This window comes from Tautonia plasticadhaerens (assembly GCF_007752535.1).
Classification (GTDB): Bacteria; Planctomycetota; Planctomycetia; order Isosphaerales; family Isosphaeraceae; genus Tautonia; species Tautonia plasticadhaerens.
The window spans coordinates 8,622,602-8,641,468 of record NZ_CP036426.1 but is presented as its reverse complement, the minus strand read 5'-3'; the positions used below and the strand labels follow the sequence as shown (position 1 = coordinate 8,641,468).

Genomic DNA, 18,867 nt, shown 5'->3' with positions numbered 1-18,867 from the left:
CCTCCCCCTCGATCGTCCCGTGCCCCCTCCCGAGGTCGATCAGGACCAGCCGACCTTCCGGCCGGCGTTCTGCTCGGCGAGCCAGCCGTTGAGCGGCTCGAAGTAGCTCATCATCGCCCCGGCCGAGAGGCCCGAGCCGGTCGCCTCGCGGAGCACGGTATCCCAGTCCCGGGTGGCGCCGACTTCGAGGATCGATCGGAGGAAGTCTCCCACCTGTTTGTTGCCGTAGTAGTTGCAGTCCCGGGGGTCCTGCCCGAGGATGTCCCGGGCGATGTGGTCGTGGAGCTGGAACTTGATGACGGTGCCGATGGCGTAGTCGTAGTACTGGGCCGGGTCGTCGTTGATGTGGGTCTTGGTGCTCGGGTCGCAGAAGGACTCGGGGCGGGGGGAGGGGGGGGCGATCCCCTGGTACTTCGCCTTCATCCCCCACCACGAGGCGTTCAGCCCGTCGTCGGGGATCGTCCCGGCGTAGAAGTCCCGCTCCCAGTGGGTCATCAGCCCGGCCGAGAAGGGCAGGAAGACGATCGAGGCGCCGTCGAGCGCCGTGTCGAGCAGGAAGGTCACCGGGTCGGCCGCCTCGGCCTCGGGCGTGAGGAGCCCCACCTCCTTCAGGTACGGCCGCTGCCCGGCCGCCAGGCCGATCAAATCGCCGATCCCCTCGTGGAAGGCCCGGTTGGCCCCACCCCGGAGCAGGTGCGGCACCTCGGGACGGGAATAGGCGATGTAGTAATAGATATGACCGAGTTCATGGTGGGCCGTGTTGAACCACCTGGCGTCCGGCTCGATCGACATCAGGCTCCGGACGTCCTCTTCGAGGTCGATGTGCCAGGCGCTGGCGTGGCTGTTCTTCTTCCGGGACGAACCGGGGGGGACCGGGTACAGGTCCGACTTCTCGTAGAAGGACCGGGGCAGCCCCGGGAAGCCGATCGAGACGTAGAACCGCTCGGCCTGCTCGGTGATGAACTCGGGAGACTTCGACGCGAACGGCGCGTCCAGGTCGATCCCCTCCACCAGCCCCGGCCAGAGCTGCCCCCAGCGGTTCGGCAGCCAGTGGGCGGGAATAAGCCCCTCGGGGGCCTCGGCGCCGTACCGTCCCGCCAGGCGGTGCTTGGCCCAGGTGTGGAGCTGCTCGTAGAGCGGCGTCACGGTGGAGACGAAGCCGTCGCACAGGGCGATCATCTCGTCGACGGAGATCCCGTAGTCGGCCACCTGGAGCGCGAAGAAGTCGTCATAGCCCAGCTCCCGGGCCACCTGGTTGCGCAGGTCCCGGAGCCGGAGCAGGCCGTCCCGGAGCGGGACGCCGACCGTCTTCGAGGTCTCCCAGGCGATCCGACGCTCGTCCAGGTCGTCCGACTCGACGAGGATGCGGTCGATGCCGTTGGGGGTGATCGGCTCCTCGGGGCGCTGCGGGTCGTCGAGCTGGTAGACGAAGCCGTCCTGGATCGCCGACTGGTTCGCCTCGGCCTCGGCCCGCTCCCGGACGACGTCCGGGATCGTCCCCGGGGCCTCGGCGGCGCGGAGGAGCACCTTGCGGAGCTGCCGGACGGTCGGGTCGTCCAGCGCGTCGGCCTGCTCCAGCAGCGCCCTCGCCGTGCGAATGACCTCCGGGTCGCCGACGAACCGGCTGACGGTCAGGGTGGCCTCGACCTGCTCCTCGGTGTGCGCGGGGCTCACGTCGGTCATGGCCACCCAGGCGGCCTCGGAGGAGGCGGTGTCCAGCGGCAGCCAGCCCTCGACGTACCGGGAGAGAAAGGCGTTCGCGGCGTCCTGGGCCGACTCCTGCCCGGCGTCCACCGCCCGGGCCAGGGCCATCGGTCCGCCCCCGGCGGCGAGCAGGGCCAGGCGGAGGACCGTCCGGCGGTCGGTCGTGATTCGCTCCATCGCTCGGTGCTCCCTCGGCTGGGGTCGCCCCGGGTCGGCCCCGGATGATCCCCGGGGCCGGGCCCGATCGGGTCGGATGCGATCGGATCGGATGCGGTCGGATGACGGGGCCCGGGCCAGTGTAGCCGGGCCGGCGACGGATCGAAATCGCCCGCAGGGGAGACCCGTCCCCGACTCCCCCGGATTGGTGTGCTCAGGTGCTTGGGGGGACGACCGGCCGGGGACATCGGCGATCAAACGCATGGACACCACCCTAAATCGGAAAACATTCGACAGCCCATGCGACCGCCCGGGCCGTCGCGGCGCCGACGACGCCCGCCCGGGAGGCGGCCCCGGGGGGGGGATAGGCGGCCGGGGGAGGGGGACGCCGGGGATGGGTCCGGCCCTGACGGCCGTGGCCCTGGCCCTGGCCCTCTCGGGGGCCGTCCTCGCGATGAGGGCCGAGGAGCCGCCCCCGGTCTTCCGGGTGGGCATCCACGGCTGGCCGGGATTCGCCCCGGCCTACCTGGCCCGGGAGGACGGGGATTGGCCCTCGGGGCTGATCCGGGCGGTCGAGCTGCCGACCGACGCGGCGATCGTCCGGGCGATGGAGGGCGAGGTCCTGGAGGCGGCCTGCCTGACGCTCGACGAGGCGCTCCGGGTCCAGCAGGCCGGTGTCGAGACCCGGGTGCTCGCCGTGGCCGACGAGTCGATGGGCGGCGACGCGATCGTGGCGGTCCGGGGCGACCTGGGGTCGGTGGCCGACCTCCGGGGCCGTCGGGTCGCGGTCGAGTCCCACGGCGTCGGCATGCTCCTGCTGGCCCGCGCCCTCCGGGGGTCCGGCCTGGGCATTGGAGACCTGGTCGTGGTCAACGCCGACGTACCCGAGCACCCCCGCCTGATCGCCCAGGGGCAGGTCGACGCGGTCGTCACCTTCTCCCCCGAGACGGAGCGGCTGGTCGAGGCCGGAGGGGTGGTGCTCTGCGACAGCGCCTCGATGCCGGGCCTGGTGATCGACGTACTGGTCGTCCGGGCCGACGCGATCCGGTCCAACCCCGGGGCGGCCCGCGTCCTGCGGGCCGGCTGGCTCGACGCCGCCGATCGGCTGGAGGCCGACCCCCGGGCCCGGGCCCGGGCGGCCCGGGCGATGGGCATGACGCCGGCCGAGTACGACTCGGGCCGCCGATCGCTGCGGATCCCGGACCGATCCGGGGCCCGGGCCCTCAACCCGGGGGCGTCCCCCGACCTGGCGGGGGACGCCCGCCGGGTCGCCGAGGAGCTCGGCGCGATCGGCCTGCTCCGGGGGCCGACCGAACCGGCCCGCCTGCTGCCCTCCCCCGACGAGGCCGAGGTGCTGCGATGGTGAGGCCGGCCGCGATCCGCCTGCGCCTGCTGCTGCCCTCCCTGGTGGCGGCCTTCGCCCTGCTGATGCTCACCGGCTTCCGGTGGCTGGAGCTGCGGGCCGTCCGCCTCGAGACGCTGGCGGCGGTCTCGCAGGAGGTCCTGGCCTCGGGGGTCCAGCTGCGCCAGGACGTCTCCCGGCTGCTCCGCAGGGGGGAGACGGAGGGGGTGGCCGAGGTCCTGGCGTGGTCGGGGGTCCATCCCCTGTCGGCCGGCTCGGCGCTGATCGGGCCCGCCGGCCGGGTGCGGGCCGCCACGAGGGCCGGATGGGTGGGGAGGCCGGCCGCCGAGGCCCTCCCCTCGGCATGGCTCCCCGGGGGCGGGGACGACCGGGATCGGGCCCGGGTCCGGGTGCCGGACGGCTCGAGCCTGGTCGTCGGGTCCTTCCCCGTCCGGCCCGACGCCGGGGGGTCGGACAGGCTCCTCGTCCCCGCGCTGGATGCCGGCCGGCCGATCGCCCTCGAACGGGCCGCCGAGTGGCGCGAGTTCCGGCTGATGGCGCTCGTCGCCCTGGCCGGGGCCGGCCTGCTCGCCCTGGCGCTCAACCGCCTGGTCTCCCGCCGGGTCGACGCCCTCGCCCGGGCCGTCGACCGGATCGCGGCCGGGGAGCTGGACGCCCGCCCCGGGGTCGGCGGCGGGGACGAGATCGGCCGGCTCGCCCGGGGCCTGGGGGCGATGGCCGGCCGGCTCGCCGACGCCGCCCGGACCCGGGACCGGGCCGAGCGCCTGATGGCCCTGCAGAACGCCCTGCTCACCAGGACGGGCGAGGCCACCCTCGGGCCCCTGGCCGACCTGCACCCGGGGGACCTGTCCCCGATCGCCTTCGATCACCTCTCCCGGGACCTCAACTGCGACCTGTTCTTCCACTACGAGGTCCGCGACGGGGCGCTCCGGCTGGTCTCCGGCTCGGGGGTCGACGAGGAGGCGATGCGGCGGTTCTCCCGCCTGGAATTCGGCCAGGAGCTCTGCGGCGAGGTCGCCCGGCTCGGCCGGCCGATCTACCTGCAAGACCTCCAGCGGTCGGACGACCCCCTGGCCGCCACCGACCGGGGCCTGGGGGTGCGCTGCTATGCCTGCCACCCGCTGTTCTCGGGGGAGGAGCTGATCGGCACCTTCGCCGTCGCCTCCCGGGCCCGGGACCGGCTCGACGAGGCCGACCTCGACCTCATCCGAGGGGCCTCCCGGGCCATCGCGGCGGCGATGGCCCGCCTGAGGGACGCCGCGGCGCTCCGGCAGGGCGAAGCGAGGTATCGGGCGGTGGTCGAGACCTGCCCGGACGGCATCCTGGTGATCGAGCCCTCCGGCCGGCTCGTCGAGGTCAACCGGGCCTACGCCCGGCGGTCGGGCTACGGCCGGGGCGAGCTGCTGGCCCTCTCCGTCGCCGACCTCGAGGCGGCCGAGTCCCCCGAGCGGGTCCTCGAACACCTCGCCGCCATCCTCCGGGAGGGCTCCGACCGCTTCGAGACGGTCCACCGCACCAGGGCGGGGGAGCCCTGGCCGGTCGAGGTCACCATCTCGGCCGACCCGGGATCGGGCCGGCTGGTCGCCTTCACCCGGGACGTCTCCAACCGCAAGCGGGCCGAGGCGGCGCTCCGCAAGAGCGAGGAGCGGCACCGCCTGGCCCTCGACGGCGCCGGCCTGGGCACCTGGGACTGGCACGTCCCCTCCGGCGCCATCGCCCTCGACGACCGCTGGGCCGGCATGCTCGGCTACGCCCGGGAGGAGCTCGAGCCGCACCTCTCGGCCTGGGAACGGCTGGTCCACCCCGACGACGAGCCGGCCGCGGTGGTCGCCATCCGGGAGAGCCTCGACGGACCCGACCCCACCTACTCCGCCGAGTACCGCCTCCGGCACAAGGACGGCGGGTGGGTCTGGATCCTCGACGCCGGCCGGGTGATCGAGCGCGACGCCCAGGGCCGCGCGGTCCGGATGTGCGGCGTCCACCAGGATATCACCGCCCGCAAGCAGACCGAGCAGGCGCTCCGGGCCAGCGAGGAACGCTTCCGGATCCTGGCCGACCACGCCACCGACGCCATCATGCTCCACCGGGGGGAGCCGGAGGCCACGATCCTCGACGCGAACCAGGGCGCCTCCGAGGCGCTCGGTTACTCCCGGGGGGAGCTGATCGGGATGAGCCCGACGGACTTCGACCCGGCCATCACCCCGGAGGGGCTCTCGGCCCTGGGGGAGCGGCTGCGGGACGGCGAGTCGGCCATCTTCGACACCGTCCACCGCCGCAGGGACGGCTCGACCTTCCCGGTCGAGGTCCGGTGCCGCCCGTTCGCCGTCGACGGCCAGCCCTTCACCCTGTCGATCTCCCGGGACATCACCGAGCGGAAGCAGGCCGAGGAGGCCCTGCGGGTCAGCGAGGAGCGGCACCGCCTGGCCCTCGACGGCGCCGGCCTGGGCACCTGGGACTGGCACGTCCCCTCCGGCCGGGCGGTCTTCTGCGAGCGCTGGGCCGGCATGCTCGGCTACGCCCGGGAGGAACTCGAGCCGCACGTCTCGGCCTGGGAGCGGCTGATCCACCCGGACGACGAGCCGGCCGTGACGTCCGCCCTCGGGCCGCACCTGGGCGGCTCCTCGGCCCCCTACTCGATCGAGTTCCGCCTCCGACACCGGGACGGCCGGTGGGTCTGGGTGCAGGCGACCGGCCGGGTGATCGAGCGCGACGCCCAGGGCCGCGCGGTCCGGATGTGCGGCGTCCACCAGGACGTCACCGCCCGCAAGCGGGCCGAGGAGGCGCTCCGGGAGAGCGAGGCCCGCCTCCGGGTCGCCCTGGAGGCCGCCGGGGCCGTCGCCTTCGTCTGGGACGCCGTGGCCGACCGGGCGACCCGCTACTACAGCACCGAGCCCGCCCTACCCGAGAACGTCGGCCGCCCCGCGCCCCTGGCCGAGGTCCGTGCCCGCGTCCTCCCCGAGGACCGCGGGGCCTTCGACGCCGGGATCGCCGCCTGCCTCGACGGGGGGTCCGAGTACCGGAACCTCTACCGCGTCTCCCGCCCCGACGGCTCCGTCGGCTGGCTGGAAGAGTGGGGGCACCCGGAGCGGGACGCGAACGGAAGGCTCCTCCGCCTCACCGGGTTCGCGATCGACGTGACCGAGCGGAAGCGGATCGAGGCCGAGATCCTCGCCCTCAACGCCGACCTCGAGCGCCGGGTCGCCGAGCGCACCGAGGACGTCCGCAAGCTCGCCGCGATCATCGACTCCTCGACCGACTTCATCGCCATCGACGCCCCCGACGGCTCGCACCTCTGGGAGAACCGGGCCTACCGCCAGGCCACCGGCGTCGGGCCCGAGGGCCGCCGCGTCTCCGTCTCGATCGGGGAGATGCACCCCCCCCGGTCGGCCCGCCGGATCCTCGACGAGGCGCTGCCGGCGGCCGACCGCCACGGCCACTGGGTCGGCGAGACCGAGCTGTACTCGGCCGACGGCCGGGCGATCCCCGTCTCCCAGCTGATCCTCTCCCACCGGGGCCCCGACGGCCGGGTCGAGTACCGCTCGACCATCATGCGGGACATCACCGAGCGCACCCTCCTGGAGCGGATCCTGGCCGAGCGCTCCGACCAGCTCGCCATCGCCAACGCCCAACTCGCACGGGCCTCACGCCTCAAGGACGAGTTCCTCGCCAGCATGAGCCACGAGCTGCGCACCCCGCTCAACGGGGTGCTCGGCCTCTCCGAGGCGATGCAGGAGGGGATCTACGGGCCGGTCTCCCCCGAGCAGGTCGACGCCCTGGGGGACGTCCTCCGCAGCGGCAGGCACCTGCTGAGCCTCATCAACGACATCCTCGACCTCTCCAGGATCGAGGCCGGTCGCATGGAGCTGGATCCGGCCCCCTCCCCGGTCGGGGACCTCTGCGAGGCCGGCCTCCGGATGGTCCGGGAGCTGGCCCTCCGCAAGCGTCAGGTGCTCTCGATGGCGATCCGGGGGGTCGACGCCCCCGCCATGCTCGACGAGCGTCGGGTCAAGCAAATCCTCGTCAACCTGCTGGGCAACGCCGTGAAGTTCACCCCCGAGGGGGGGGAGATCGGCCTGGAGGTGGAGGGGGACCGTGCCCGGGGGGAGCTGCGCTTCACCGTCCGGGACACCGGCATCGGCATCGCCCAGCACGACCTGGAGGCGATCTTCCAGCCCTTCCGGCAGCTCGACAGCCGGCTCGCCCGCTCCTATTCCGGCACCGGGCTCGGCCTGGCGCTGGTGCGCCGCATGGCCGAGATGCACGGCGGCGACGTCTCGGCCCGGAGCGAGCCCGGCCAGGGCAGCCGGTTCACCGTCCGGCTCCCCTGGATCCTCCCCGACGAGGGCGACCCCGACGGGCCCCCCGACGCCCCACCCCTCGGGCCCGGGGACGCCCCCCCCGACGGCCGGGCCCCCCACCCGACGGTCGAGGGCCTCGGGACGGCCGGCGACGGCGAGTGACCCCGCATCGCCCGGGAGACTCGCCGTCGGTGACCGGGGGTGGCCGGGCTCCCCCCCGCGAGGCCCCCGTCCGGTGGCCTCGCGGGGGGGAGCCCGGCCACCCGAGGGCCCTTGATCCCGGCAATCCCGCATGATGTCGGCCCGCCCGGCCCACGAGACCCCGGCCGCCTCGGCCCCGCCGGCAAACCCGCCCCCGGCCGGGTCCGTGCCGCGAGGGCCGGGGGCGATCCAGGCTCCCGGTGATCGATCATCGGCGTGACCCATCGCGAGTCGCTCGGGCACGAACCCCGCGCGGTGGCCGGGCGGCCATGTGGCCTTGGGGCGCCGAGGTCCCCGGCCAGACCGACCGGCCTCCGTACGCCGGGAATCCGGGAGAACCGGGATCCGCACGAGGCCGGACCGCGTGGGGCCGTCCCGGTCGCGGGTCGTCGGCCGGGGTCGGGCGGAGGAGGCCCCGCCCGACCCCGGCCGACGGCCGACGGAATCGGCCTTCCGGAGCGGTCGCGACGACGCCGGCGGGATCATCCCACTGCGATCGCCGCCGGGATCACCGGCAGCTCGCATCGCCCCGGGCGCCCGGGGGCATCCGTCGGACCACCCCCGGTCGCCACGGCCGGGCCGGGCTGCGGCAGGACGCCCGGGAAGGCCGAGGTCGGCGATCGGAGATCGCCCCCGGCCCGACCGGCCCTCAGCGGCGAGTCCTGGGCCTCCCGGGCCACCCGGTCGACCAGCCCGTCGGCCTCCATTCTCAGGAACCGATCCACCGCCCCCGGGTCGAAGTGCCGGCCCGACTCGGCCCGGAGATGGGCCAGCACCCGGTCCCTCGGCCAGGCCCGGCGGTACACCCGGTCGTTCGACAGCGCGTCCCAGACGTCGACCACCGCGAAGAGCCGGGCGGCCAGCGGGATCCGCGGCCCGGCCAGGCCGTCGGGGTAGCCGCCGCCGTCGAACCGCTCGTGGTGCCAGCGCGGGATCTCCAGCGCCGGCAGCAGGAAGTCGATCCCTGAGAGCATCTCGAAGGCCAGCCTCGGGTGCTGCTTCATCAACTCCCATTCCTCGGGGTCCAGCCGGCCGGGCTTCTGGAGGATGGCGTCGGGGATGCCCATCTTGCCGATGTCGTGCAGCAGGGCCCCGCGCCGGACGTGGTCCAGTTCCTCCCCCGAGATCCCCGCCCCCGAGGCCAGGGCGACCGTCAGGCCGGTGACCCTCCGGCTGTGCCCCTCGGTCTCGCGGTCCCGCAGGTCCAGCAGGCTCGCCCACCCCTCCAGCGTCTCGTCGTAGGCGGCGGCCAGCCGGGCGTGCGAGTCCCGGATCTTGCGGAACCGGTTGAGCCGGAGGATGCCCCGGACCCGGGTGCGGACCTCGGCCCGGTCGATCGGCTTGCCGAGGAAGTCGTCGGCCCCGGCCTCCAGGCCGGCGAGCCTGATCGAGCGGTCGTCCAGGGCCGTCACCAGCAGCAGCGGCAGCTCCCGGAGCCTCCGGTCGGACCGGAACCGACGGCAGACCTCGATGCCGTCCATCTGGGGCATCATCACGTCCACCAGGGCGAGGTCGGGTTCCCTCTCCGCGGAGAGTTCCAGCGCCTCCAGCCCGTCCCGGGCCCGGAGGATCTCGTAGCCCTGCCCGGTGATCGCCGACTCGATGGCCTTGCGGCCGGCGTCCTCGTCATCGGCGATCAGGATCACCTCGGGGCGTTCCATCCCGTCCTCCAGGCGACTGCATGCGATCGGCCCCACGTCGGGCCGGCGGCCACGGCTGCGCGGCCTTCGGTCAGCGAGAAGCCTAGTTCTTCCGGCGGATGGATGTCGATTCCCGGAACGGAATCCCCCCGACCCGCCCCGTCCGGGTCCCCGGGGTCGGCCCCGCCCCCCCACCCGGAGCCCCCTCCTCCCCAGGCCGGACCCCGGGCCATCCCATCCCATCCCGTTTTCCCTGGCGTCGGGCCGTTGGACCTGGTCAGATGACGGTCGGTTCCACAAATCGAGCATCATGGAGCGCTCGATTTGATCCCGACCCGCCCGGGGCCGGCCGGGACGCCCCCGCGTCGACCCGCCGGGGGGGGCGGGGGCCGACCCGGGCGGTGACGCCCCCGGCCCTCTGGCGGGCCGGGGCCCCCCTCCATCGGACAAGAAAGGCCGGTGCCGCCATGCCGATCGTGAATTTCGGCCGGGCCGACGAGCCCGGGTTCGAGCTGAAGGCGAGCGACGACATGATCGCCGTGCGGACCCACAGCCGACGGTCCCTCCGGGGCGGCCCGGTCCCCTCCGCCGCCGAGGCCGGCATCGCCGACGCCCAGCTCGTCGTCGCCTTCCCCGAGGCCGGCGTCGAGGTCTACCGCGTCCCCAGGGCCCGGGGCGGCCGCTCCCTCGGCGACCGCAAGGCCGCCCTCAGGCTCGTCCCCGACGTCCAGTTCGCCGGCGGGGTCCTGGAGGACCCCCAGAGCGGGGAGCCCGTCCTCTACACCGAGAACCTCTTCATCAAGTTCGTCGACGTCGCCGAGCCCGACCGCTGCCGGGAGGTCCTCCGCCAGGCCGGCCTCACCATCAAGAACGAGCCGACCTACGCCACCAACGCCTTCTTCGCCGCCGCCCCGGAGGACACCGGCCAGAAGGTCTTCGACATCGCCCAGCAGCTCCTGAGGCGAGACGACGTCGAGTTCTGCCACCCCGAGCTGGTCCGGGAGCGCGCCGCCAAGGCCATCGCCCCGCAGCAGTGGCACCTCCGGGCCACCACCCTGGGCGGCATCGCCATCAACGCCGGGGCCAACGTCGAGGCCGCCCACCGGGACTCGCAGGGGGAGGGGATCACCATCGCCGTCATCGACGACGGCTTCGACGTCGACCACCCCGAGTTCAACCGATCCGGCAAGGTCGTCTCCCCCCGGGACGCCACCGAGGACTCCGCCGACCCCCGGCCCAAGGACCTCGGCTCCCCGGACGACCACGGGACCGCCTGCGCCGGGGTCGCCTGCGCCGACGGCCGGGGGGGGGCCTCGGGCGTGGCCCCGAAGGCCCGGCTCATGCCCATCCGGCTCGCCTCCGGCCTCGGCTCCCAGCGGGAGGCCGCCGCCTTCCGCTTCGCGGCCGACAACGGCGCCGACGTCATCTCGTGCAGCTGGGGCCCCCCCGACGGCCGCTGGTGGGACGCCGACGACCCCCGGCACGCCCGGGTCGTCCAGCTCCCGGCCAGCACCCGGCTGGCCATCGACTACGCCACCTCCAGCGGTCGGGGCGGCAAGGGCTGCGTCGTCCTCTTCGCCGCCGGCAACGGCAACGAGCCGGTCGAGAACGACGGCTACGCCAGCTACGAGCGGGTGATCGCCGTCGCCGCGTGCAACGACCGGGGCAAGCGGAGCGTCTACAGCGACTTCGGCGCCCCCCTCTGGTGCGCCTTCCCCAGCAGCGACTTCGGCCACCCCCCCTTCAACCACCCCGAGCCGCTGACCCCCGGCATCTGGACCACCGACCGCTCCGGCACGGCCAACGGCTACAACCCCCGGGACGGCGGCGGCGACCCCGAGGGCCACTACACCGACTCCTTCGGCGGCACCTCCAGCTCCTGCCCCGGTGCCGCCGGGGTGGCCGCCCTGGTCCTCTCCGCCAACCCCGACCTCCGCCGCGAGGATGTCCGCGACATCCTCCGACGCTGCTGCGACCCCATCGACCCCCAGGGCGGCTCCTACGACGCCGAGGGCCGCAGCCGGTTCTTCGGCTTCGGCCGCCTCAACGCCGCCTCCGCCGTCGAGCTGGCCCGCCCCCGCCCCGGGGACACCCTGCACCTGACCCGGGTCTACAACCGCCCCATCCCCGACCTCGGCACCGTCGGCGTCTCGCTGGAGGTCGGCGAGCCCTCCCCGGTCGAGTCCCTCTCCGTCTCCGTCGACATCGCCCACACCTACGTCGGCGACCTGGTGCTCACCCTGATCCCGCCCCCTTCGGCCGGATCCCGCCGGATCGTGCTGCACGACCGCCTCGGCGGCTCCTCCCGCAACCTCCGCATGACCTACGACGCCGTGAACACCCCCGCCCTCTCCGCCTTCCGGGGCAAGCCCGCCCAGGGCACCTGGCAGCTGGAGATCCGCGACGCCGCCGCCCGGGACACCGGCACCCTCACCTCCTTCGGCCTCTCCCTCGCCTTCTCCACCCCCGCCGACCGCAACGGCCAGCCCGCCCCCGCCTCCTCCCTCGCGGCCCCCGCCCCCGCCCCCCCCCGCCGCACCCGCCGCCCTGGCACCCGGTCCTCGACGAAATCCTGAGGCCCCGCCCCCCGGATCGGCCCGACGGCCAGGCCGTCGTGCCGATCCCCGGGAAAAGCTTCCCCCGACCCGGCCGAGAGACCAGGTCCGCCCGGGCATGCGGCTCAGAAACACGCCGGGCTACCCCCCCCGAGCCTCCACGAGCGGTCGCAGGTCCTCGATCGTCTTCGGCCCGATCCCCTTGACCCGGGAAACGTCGTCGACCGACGCGAAATCCCTCGCCTCGACAATCCGATCCGATAGCTCCGGGCCGATCCCGGGGAGGCTCATCAGTTCCTCCTTCGAGGCGGTATTCAGGTCGATCTTGCGCGTCGTATTCGGCGATGTCGGAGGGCTCGGTGCCGGCTCATCCGGGGCGACCTGGCCGCCCTCGGCGAGAAGATCGATCGGCTCTCCTGGAGTCAGGGGCAGGGGGGCCCCGCCATCGACAGTGGCGGGGAACTCCAGGCCTCGATCCATCGCGGGGGCCGAGGGCGCCGACCGGGTCAGTATGGCACCGCGACCCGAGACCGCCGCGATGCGGTCACGGCTCGAACGCCTCCCCGGGTTGATCGGGTGGACTTCGTAGGATCCCGGATCGGCGCAACCACGCACACGCTCCTGGGAGGCGTTTGGGTCGTAGGCCCCATCGCTCCTGTAGTGCTGATCATAGACAGCCTGAGACACATCCCTGATCGTCGTCGACCCTCCAAACGATTGCGTCAACACACCAACAACCCTCGTCCTAACCTCGGAACACGGGCGGTCACCGAATTGAAATGCCATGAGAGTCGCGACCAGCTACGAGGTGAGACGAATCGACCGGGTCGGGGCCTACAGAGGCGCCCCGACCGAAGTCTACTCGGTCTTCGAGCCGGGGCCAAATGGCTACCCATGTCATTCGATACAGCAGGGCTGACGTCCTCGCATCCCTGGGCCTCAGGAGGTGGTCGAGTTGCTCGCAACGACACGCGGGGGGAAGATTCTCCGCCCGGGGGCCGATTCAGGCTTAAGGGCCCTCGCCCCGAGAAGGAGCCGAGAAGAATCGCCTCAGCTTGGATCGCGGCTCACCTGATGACTCCGCCCGACCAGGCTGCCGGTCACCCCCCGGCACCAAGAGACGGCGCCAACCCCCGGCGGGGACGAGAGCCGAGTCCCGTGGGGACGATCGGCTGCCGACCGTCGCCGAGAGCTCATTCGGTGCGGCCGAAGGAGCTGGCCTGGGGAATTGGTCCAGCGGACGGGGCAAATCCCCGTCCAGCGGGCCGGGCTGCATGCGAAGCCCAGGGGATGGGATCGAGGAATCCGGGAAGACGGGCTGGGTGGCCGGATCGACGGGCAAGGGCGGGCGCACGACCGGGTGGGTGTCGAGCGGGGCGGGGAGCATTGCAGGATCAATCGAGGCGCCTCCTCCCCCATCGAACGTCGGGGGAGGCACGGCGGAATCGATCACCTCAGGCCAGGGGGCGAGGGGACCGGCTGCCGGCGGGTGGAAGTTGCTCGAGTCTGCAGGCAGGGGCTCCATCCCCATCTCCCTGTTCGGGATGTGGTGGAGATACAGCTCTTCGGTGACGGGACCCATCGGCCCGAGGGCGGGCGGCCGGAGGGCGGGATCGACCGGGCCCAGGTAGGGCTGCTCGACGGAAGGATCGACCGGCCCCAGGTGGGGCGGCGGATCGGCAGGGGCTCGTTGGAGCCTCCCAGAGCGCTCATCGAAGGGCGGCAACTGGTATTCGCGTGGCCTGGGATCGGGGACCTGGAAGTTGTTGCCGGTCGGGTCGATAAGGTGCGCCTTGTCTCCGTTCGGGAGCTCGATGAGCGGGTCAGCGGTGAATCCGTTCGGGTGGTAGGGCGAGGGACGATCCGGGGTGCGGTAGAGGTCCGGGCGGTAGAGTTGCGGCCGCTCCGGCACCCGGAGGAAGGTGTCGACCCTGCCGGAGCTCTCGTCGAACGTCCAATCCTCGATGGTCTTCCGTCGGCCCCGGACGACAAACTCCTCCTCCTGGAGGTGAACATCGTCGAGGTCCACGATATACGGAGCCCATCGAAGACCCATAAGATCATATAATGTTGGATACACGGTCGATTGCCCGAAGATGATGTTCTGCTGGAGCGATGATTCGGCGCTGGGCAGAGGCCGGAAGAGGATGCCGAGCCCCGGGATGTCCTCGAAAAGCGGCACGCCCCGGCCCGTCCGCGCGGCCTTCAGGGCGACGGTGTACCGGCTCAGCTCGCGGAGTTCGTAGGTCGAGGTCTGCACCTGCGTGTTGAGGAAGTGCCGCTTGACGCGTCCGAGGTGCTTCTCGTCGGGGCGGACGGGCTCTCGGACGTTAGTCGTGTACATATAATTGAAATCGTAGATGACCGAGTCGCCGTCGGGCTGGATTACAGGACGGATCTCGAATCCGGTGCCCGTCTCGAACTTGTAGATCGCCGGGTCGGGGATCAAGGCGGCGAGGTTGGCCCCCAGCTCCGGCTGGGGTTTGCCGTACAGGTTGAACGATTCCTGGGGCGTGCTCGACGGCAAGGTCGGCAGCACGTCCTTGACCAGCGGCGTGGCGAAGCCGCCGTTGGGAAGCCCCGGGACGGCGGGCAGCGGCATGCTGAACCCAGCCGTCGGCGGCGACCCGCTCAGCAGACTCGTTGCCGCCAGGAACGTTGGGTCTTGGAGCAGGGCCCCATAGTCCTGCACCAAGGCCTTGGCCCCCTTCATTGCTTCTGTGATCACAATATCACGTTTAGGAAGATCGAATTCCATCGTCGCGGTCGGCTCGACCTTGGCGAGCTGCCGGTTGTTCGTCAGCACCGTCGTCCGCTCGATCTGCCCTAGCTCCACATCGTAGGCTCGGGCCGCGCCCCGGACCCGCTCGAATGCCGGGTCGTAGAACTGGATTCGGCAGTCGTCTTCCAATGCCACGACCAGCCGCTTCAGGTAGGCGTCGATGTTCGCCGTGTACGCCCGGGTGCCCTCAACAAGCTCGATATACTTGTCCTCCTTCTCGGTGATGAGGTAGTCGAGCAGCTTGCGATTGTCGAGCTGTTGCCGTGTCGCGTACTTGAGCGACGTGCTCCGCCTCAGGCTGTCGACCGCGTCGAAGCTGCTCTGAACGGCGGTATACGCCTCCGTCACCGAATCCCTGATCGTCGCCCCAGTTCCCCCATCCGGGAAGGCCTCGCCGATCTCAGCGATCACGTTTGTGTACGCGTCAAGGAGTTCCTGGCGTTTCGTGGGGTCGGCCTGACGACGCCCGTCCCCCTTCAGGGCCTCCCCGATGGCCGCGCTAAAACCCGTCGTAGCACCCACCAGCAGCCCCCGCAGCGTGTACATCTGCTGCTGCAAGTCAAGGAGTCGATCTCGGATCGGGGTGACAGTTAAGCTCAAGTCGTTGAATACGGTGTCGGCGCCGATGTATACGCTGGAGGCCGGCGCCTGGGGGATTTGGATGAAGGCGATCTGCTGATCGACATTTTCGATCAGGTCGTTCACCTCTGCTTGTTCCTCCTGAGAAAGGAGGCCAGGGGTCGCGAGGAGGGCGGTGAGCGATTTCCTCAGCTCTGCAAACGCATCCTTCGCCGCAAGCGGGGCAGGTACCTGTCTGAATGCCGCGTCGATCTGCTGTCGGGTCTTCTCCCGTGCCACTCGATCATCCTCATTCTCGTTCGGGTTCGCGAAGAACTCGTTGATCAGGCTCTCGATGCCAGGAGTGGTTTCCAACAACCTGCTGACATATCTCTTCCATTCCAGCTCGACCTGTTGCAGACTGGAGATTGCCCGATTTGCCTGGGCCAGAGCGACCTCCGCCTCGTTCAGGCCCTTGCGGAACGCCTCGTCCTTGGCCACGAAGCTGCTGAGCTGGCCCTGGAGCTTCTCGCGCAACTGGCGCTGGATCTCCGCCAGCATCTCGGCCTGCTGGATCTCGTCGTTGGCCCGGTCCTGGATTAGGCCGCGCTCGACGGTGCGCTGCTTCAGCTCGATCTCGGCCACCATCTGGGACTTGAAGATCTGGGCCAGGCGGAGGAACTCCAGCTGCATGGGGTTCAGGGTGTCGGCGCCGACGACCTCGGTCTCGAAGACGCTGCGGAAGTTGCGGAAGATGTAGTGGTTGAGCACGCCCTCGTGCACCTTCTTCATCAGGTGCTTGCCGGGGGTGCCGATCCGGGTGGCGATGAGGTACTCGTACTCGGCCTGGGGGAGGTCGCCGGTGACGTGCATCATGAAGCGGTCGAGGATGCGGCGGCGGACGTCGTTGCGGGCCAGGGCGAGGACGAACAGGGCGCGGTTCAGGCTGATGTTGTCCATCGAGTTGAGCGACAGCAGCCGGTTGCCCGTGAAGAGGAACTCGCTGTTCATGGAGAAGAGCGAGTCGACGAAGTCCCGGCCGAAGAAGGCGTAGAGGTAGCGGCGGTCGCGGTCGATCTGCGTGTGGCCGTCCACCTCCCCGCAGGCCTCGACGGCGACCTCGGAGGCGACCTCCTGGACCGACTTGCGGATGAGCATCAACGAGTGCGACGTGAGGAACCGGGAGACGTCGACGTAGCCCTCGATCCGCCGGGCGACGCGATCCATGCGGTCGCCGCGCTCGCCGTTGACCTGGACGGTGAAGATGCCCACCTTCACCTGGCCGAGCGGGGCGTCGATCTGGTTGATCATCGTCCGGATCTTGTTCACGCCCTGGATCGGGCCGCGGAGCTGGATCAGGCCCTCGCCGATCACGCTGATGGAGACCTGGGTGACCGGGTCGATCGAGTCCACGTCGCCGGGCACGTAGGTGTCCGGATCCTCGTTCGCGGCGGCCACCTCCTTGCGGAAGGCCACCTCGGCCTGCCGGTCCTCCTTCGCCTGCGCGACCGAGGCGGCGGCCTGGAGCTCGATCATGGCCTGTCGCTTGGTCTGGATCGCCTGCTGGGCGTCGTCGATCCGCTCCCGGACGGGCTTCGTCGGCGCGTCGACCTTGGCGCGGGCGAGCTGGTCGTCCAACGTCTGTTTCGCGGCCTGGGCCCGGGCGAGTTGCCCGTTGAGTTCGGCGATGTTGTCCTCGATTAGCTTCACCTGCTCCTCGGAGAGGTCGGGGGCCTTCTTCCGCTCCTCCTCGGCCTTGATCGCGTCATTGATCCGGGCGATCTCGGCCTCACGCTCGTCGATCTGGGCGTCGGTCAGCTCCTTGTTCGAGAGTTCGGCCTGGGCCTCCTGGAGTTCGGCCTCGGAGCGCCGGAGTTCCTCGGCCGCCCGGATGGCGCGCTCCTCGGCGAAGCGACGCTCGTCGACCAGCTCATTGGCCAGCTCCCGGGCGTCCTCGGCGGCGCGCTCGGCCTGGTCGACGGCGGCCCGGTTGTAGGAGCGGACGTTGCGGTTGATGATCTGGGCGACGCGGTGGGCGTCCCGCTGGTAGTACAGCCGGGCGACCCGGGTCTCGACGAAGTCGTTCGGGTTGAACGGCTGCTCCCGGTCGCCGACCTTCGGCGGCGCGTAGAGCGGGAAGGCCACGTGCTGGCCCGTCTGGCTCGGCGGGAAGACCTCGAAGTCGCCCCCCTGGGCCTCGAACGACACGAGGGCCCCGGCGGCGGTCGTTACCTCGCCGGCCTTGTTGCCGGCGAGGTCGACCATCCGGTTTGAGTCCCGGTCGACCCCCTCGGTGATCGACAGGTCGTAGATCCCCGCAGCCAGCGGCTTGTCGAAGACGAGGAAGATGCGATCACGCTGGAGCGGGTCGGTTTCGATGGTGATCCCGGTGACGACGCCCCCGACCTCGACCCCGGTGGCCCTCCGCCGCAGTCGGATTCGGTCGCCGGTCAAGGCCCCGCTCGTCCCAATGCCCCTCAGGTCGTCGTCCTGGAACCGGACGACGACCATCGCCGCTGGGCGTCGGTTCACGTCGTCGTAGGTGATGGTGGCGATCCGGGGGCCGACCCGGTCCACCTTCACCGTCAGGGTCCGGCTGCGCGGCGATGGCAATGGGACGGGCCCCGCCGGGGCTGCCGGGTCGGGCTTGGGCCTGATCTCGGCGGCGATCTCCAGCGTGGCACTCGGCCGATCGGTCGGGAGCGAGACCGTCAACGTCGCGGGACCGTCCTTGCTGATGTCGGCGGGCGCGACCCCGTCCAGTGGCAGGCCGGTGCTGCCAACGAGGACGACCTGGATCGGCCGCGTATCGACCTCGGTCCTCACCACGACCCGCACCGACGCGGCCCGGGTCGTGGCCCGGATCGTCGAGTCGGTGGCTTCGCCGCCGGTATCCAGGTCGACTAGTACGCCGTCGTCCGGCACGAATGTGATGGTGGGCGCCGGAAGCGACTGGAGGGGGGAGGGGGTCGCGGCCGCCGGGCCCCCTGCTGCGGCCGTCGGCCCGCCGGGAGTGCCCGGCGCCCTACCGTGAGCGAGTGGCGGCCCGCCGGGCGGGGCCGGCGGGCCATCTGGCGGGGCCGGCGGGCCATCTGGCTCGGGTTCATCCGTCGGCTCCAGGAGATCGCCTTCCGGTGCATTGACCTCCGGCGCCGGGTCGTCCTGGGGACGATCGTCCTCCTCCTCATCCTGGGCCGACGCCCGTCGGATCTGCCCGTCGACCGGGGGGGAGGCCGGATCGGGGAGGAAGGTCGGGGCCTCGGCGACGGCCTGGGGGCCGGGCTGCTCGGAAGGCGTCTCGACGGCCTCTCGGGCCCCTTCGATCAGCACGGAAAGGACGCGCAACACCTCCCCCGGCCGGGAGACGACGAGCGAGGTCAGGGCTACCACCACCACGATGGTCCCGAGCGACGGGGCGCGTCGTCTTCGCATCTTCGGCCCTCCCTGGCCATCCTTCCCAGCCGGGACTCCCCGCCATCGGGGGAGCCCGAGGACTCACAATAATCGGAGTTATCGGCCTTGCCGGTCGTTCCGATTGAGGGGAGTTTGCGGATAACGGCAGGCAGGAGGCGCAAGCGAAAGGCCCGCCCGGGGATCGGGAGATCCCCGG

General features: G+C 71.8%; 6 protein-coding genes and 1 pseudogene. 3 read left to right on the top strand and 4 right to left on the bottom strand.

Going from position 1 to position 18,867, the window contains the following annotated elements; all coding sequences use genetic code 11:
• Positions 1-39: 39 nt before the first annotated feature.
• Positions 40-1,881, bottom strand: coding sequence for a M2 family metallopeptidase (locus ElP_RS34275; RefSeq protein WP_197446594.1), 1,842 nt, complete (start codon positions 1,879-1,881; stop codon positions 40-42).
• Positions 1,882-2,254: 373 nt separating this feature from the next.
• Between ElP_RS34275 and ElP_RS39040 the strand changes: the two genes are divergently transcribed.
• A complete protein-coding gene (locus ElP_RS39040; protein ID WP_197446593.1) occupies positions 2,255-3,226 on the top strand; it encodes an ABC transporter substrate-binding protein in 972 nt (323 codons plus the stop codon).
• Complete coding sequence (locus tag ElP_RS34265) at positions 3,220-7,683, top strand: PAS domain S-box protein (protein ID WP_145278040.1); 4,464 nt, start codon at positions 3,220-3,222, stop codon at positions 7,681-7,683. Before ElP_RS39040 ends, ElP_RS34265 begins: the two co-directional genes overlap by 7 nt.
• Before the next feature lie 521 nt (positions 7,684-8,204).
• Here the strand turns inward: ElP_RS34265 and ElP_RS34260 are convergent.
• On the bottom strand, positions 8,205-9,383 hold the full coding sequence (locus tag ElP_RS34260) for an HD-GYP domain-containing protein (RefSeq protein WP_145278038.1): 1,179 nt from the start codon (positions 9,381-9,383) through the stop codon (positions 8,205-8,207).
• Between the two features lie 446 nt (positions 9,384-9,829).
• Here ElP_RS34260 and ElP_RS34255 point away from each other — a divergent pair.
• A pseudogene (locus ElP_RS34255) lies at positions 9,830-11,821 on the top strand (S8 family serine peptidase); the annotation flags it as partial.
• 237 nt (positions 11,822-12,058) lie between these two features.
• Here the strand turns inward: ElP_RS34255 and ElP_RS39035 are convergent.
• Together ElP_RS39035 and ElP_RS34245 are read right to left on the bottom strand one after the other, a co-directional pair.
• Positions 12,059-12,703 carry a ComEA family DNA-binding protein gene (locus ElP_RS39035; protein ID WP_197446592.1) on the bottom strand — a complete coding sequence of 215 codons (645 nt, stop codon included), beginning with the start codon at positions 12,701-12,703 and terminating at the stop codon, positions 12,059-12,061.
• 223 nt (positions 12,704-12,926) lie between these two features.
• Positions 12,927-18,689, bottom strand: a complete 5,763-nt coding sequence (locus ElP_RS34245) for a hypothetical protein (protein WP_145278034.1) — start codon at positions 18,687-18,689, stop codon at positions 12,927-12,929.
• Positions 18,690-18,867: the final 178 nt, after the last annotated feature.

Coding starts and splice junctions, on each gene's coding strand:
- ElP_RS34275 (WP_197446594.1), bottom strand. CDS start 1,881: ATGGAGCGAATCACGACCGACCGCCGGACGGTCCTCCGCCTGGCCCTG.
- ElP_RS34260 (WP_145278038.1), bottom strand. CDS start 9,383: ATGGAACGCCCCGAGGTGATCCTGATCGCCGATGACGAGGACGCCGGC.
- ElP_RS39035 (WP_197446592.1), bottom strand. CDS start 12,703: ATGGCATTTCAATTCGGTGACCGCCCGTGTTCCGAGGTTAGGACGAGG.
- ElP_RS39040 (WP_197446593.1), top strand. CDS start 2,255: ATGGGTCCGGCCCTGACGGCCGTGGCCCTGGCCCTGGCCCTCTCGGGG.
- ElP_RS34245 (WP_145278034.1), bottom strand. CDS start 18,689: ATGCGAAGACGACGCGCCCCGTCGCTCGGGACCATCGTGGTGGTGGTA.
- ElP_RS34265 (WP_145278040.1), top strand. CDS start 3,220: ATGGTGAGGCCGGCCGCGATCCGCCTGCGCCTGCTGCTGCCCTCCCTG.